The sequence below is a fragment of the Pseudomonas sp. R62 genome (assembly GCF_000257605.1).
GTDB lineage: Bacteria > Pseudomonadota > Gammaproteobacteria > Pseudomonadales > Pseudomonadaceae > Aquipseudomonas > Aquipseudomonas atacamensis.
This window is the reverse complement of the sequence record NZ_AHZM01000817.1, coordinates 1-2384: the sequence shown is the minus strand read 5'-3', so window position 1 is coordinate 2384 and position 2384 is coordinate 1. Positions and strand designations below refer to the sequence as shown.

General features: G+C 60.2%; 2 protein-coding genes and 1 pseudogene. All 3 read left to right on the top strand.

Annotated elements, in window-relative coordinates:
• A pseudogene (locus tag OQK_RS29770) lies at nucleotides 1–174 on the top strand (ABC transporter permease); the annotation flags it as partial.
• 9 nt (nucleotides 175–183) lie between these two features.
• A complete protein-coding gene (locus tag OQK_RS00195) occupies nucleotides 184–1758 on the top strand; it encodes an ABC transporter ATP-binding protein (protein WP_016770581.1) in 1575 nt (524 codons plus the stop codon).
• A 132-nt stretch (nucleotides 1759–1890) separates the two neighbouring features.
• Nucleotides 1891–2384, top strand: a 494-nt coding sequence (locus OQK_RS00190) for a PAS domain-containing protein (RefSeq protein WP_016770580.1), incomplete at its 3' end; no start/stop codon positions are given.

Sequence of the window (2384 nt, the reverse complement as noted above, 5' to 3'; positions counted from 1 at the left end):
GGCTTCGGCATGCCGGCCGGCAGTGCCTCGCTGGGCGAACTGATCGGTCAGGGCAAGCAAAACCTGCAAGCGCCGTGGCTCGGGTTGACCGCGTTCTTTACCCTGGCGCTGATCCTCTCCTTGCTGGTATTCATCGGCGAAGCGTTACGTGACGCTTTTGACCCTCGATCCTGAAGCGTGACCATGACAGAAAACCTGATTGAAATCCGCAACCTCAATGTCGCCTTCCATGGCCAGACCGTGGTGCGTGACCTGTGCCTGGATATCCGCCCCGGTGAGTGCCTGGCGCTGGTCGGCGAATCGGGCTCGGGGAAATCGGTGACCGCGCATTCGATCCTGCAACTGCTGCCCGAGAGTGAAGCGCAAACCCGTGGCAGCATCCGCTATCGCGGGCAAGAATTGCTCGGTGCTGATCCGAAGGTCTTGCGAGAACTGCGCGGCAATCGCATCGCCATGATCTTTCAGGAGCCGATGACTTCGCTCAATCCGTTGCACACCATCGAAAAGCAGATTGGCGAAACCCTGTTGCTGCACCGTGGCCTCGGCGGCAAGCAAGCGCAGCAGCGCATTCTCGAACTACTCGGACTGGTCGGCATTCAAAAACCCAAGGAGCGTTTGAAAGCCTATCCGCATCAACTCTCTGGCGGGCAACGGCAACGGGTGATGATCGCCATGGCCCTGGCCTGCGAACCGGAGTTGTTGATCGCTGATGAGCCGACCACGGCGCTGGATGTCACCGTGCAGCGCAAGATTCTCTTGCTGCTCAAATCCTTGCAACAGCGGCTCGGCATGTCGCTGCTGCTGATCAGTCACGATCTCAATCTGGTGCGCAGCATCGCGCAACGGGTGTGCGTGATGAAGGCTGGCGAGATCGTCGAGCAGGCGCCCTGCGAAACCCTGTTTACCGAACCCAAACACCCTTACAGCTGCGTGCTGTTGAACGCAGAGCCGGAAGGTGAAGCCCTGCCCCGTGACGAACGCGAAAATGTGTTGGAGGTCGCTGACCTGCGCGTCGATTTCCAGGTCGGTGGCGGGTTGTTCAGGCGCAAGCAGTATCTGCGCGCTGTCGATGGCATCAGTCTGAATATTCAGCGCGGCAAGACCTTGGGCATTGTTGGCGAGTCCGGTTCGGGCAAGTCGACGCTGGGTCAGGCGATCCTGCGTTTGCTGGATTCCGAGGGCAGCATTCGCTTTCAGGGCGAAGCGCTGGATGGCCTCAATCAAAAGCAATTGCGCCCGTGGCGGCGGCAGATGCAGGTGGTGTTTCAGGACCCGTTTGGCAGCCTGAGCCCGCGCATGTCGGTGGCACAGATCATCAGCGAAGGTCTCGAAGTGCATTGCGAGTCGACCGCAAACGAATGTGATAAGCAAGTGATTCGCGTGCTCAAGGAAGTCGGCCTCGACCCGGAAAGCCGCCATCGCTACCCGCATGAATTTTCCGGCGGCCAGCGCCAACGCATCGCCATTGCCCGGGCCCTCGTGCTTAAGCCGGCGCTGATTTTGCTTGATGAGCCGACCTCCGCGCTCGACCGCACTGTGCAGAAACAAGTGGTCGCCCTGCTCCGTGATTTGCAGGAAAAATACGGTTTGACCTACCTGTTTATCAGCCATGATCTGGCGGTAGTGCGCGCGTTGGCACACGACATGATCGTGATCAAGGACGGCCAGGTGGTCGAGCGTGGGGCCAGTCACGACGTGTTTGACAACCCGCAGCATCCCTACACCAAAGAGCTGTTGGCGGCGGCGCATCCGGGGTAGGTTTTTTTCTGTAAATCCGCGGCGCGGCATTCGCGAGCAGGCTCACTCCCACATTGGAATGCAGCCCCCTGTGGGAGCGAGCCTGCTCGCGAAGGGACCGGTACCGGCAACAAACAATCAGGATCAGCCTCCATGAACACCACCGAAAGCCTCAAGGACTACCAACGGGTACGCACCCTGGCGATCCGTTCGCTGTTCGAGATCATCGAGCAATCCAGCGAAGGCACGGTGATTGTTGACCGCGATGCGAATATCGTCTGGATGAACGAACGCTACGCCCGGCGCTTCGGTCTCGATTCAGCGGCCGGCGCTATCGGCAAACCCTGCGAAAGCGTGATCCCCGGCAGCCTGCTGCGTGAGGTGGTACGCACCGGTCGGCCGATTCTGCTGGACATGCAGGACACGCCGAAGGAACCGCTGGTGGTGATGCGCCTGCCGATCCACGACGATGCCGGCAGCGTGATCGGCGCCATCGGTTTTGCCCTGTTCGACGAGTTGCGCACGCTGTCGCCGATGCTCAAGCGCTACCTGAGCATGCAGGAAGAACTCGCCTCGACCCGCTCGCTACTGCGTGCGCGGCAGACCAAATACAACTTCGCCCACTTCATCGGTACCAGCGCTGCCAG

What these genes read in the sequence shown, in the direction of transcription:
- OQK_RS00195 (WP_016770581.1), top strand. Translation starts at nt 184, where the DNA reads ATGACAGAAAACCTGATTGAAATCCGCAACCTCAATGTCGCCTTCCAT.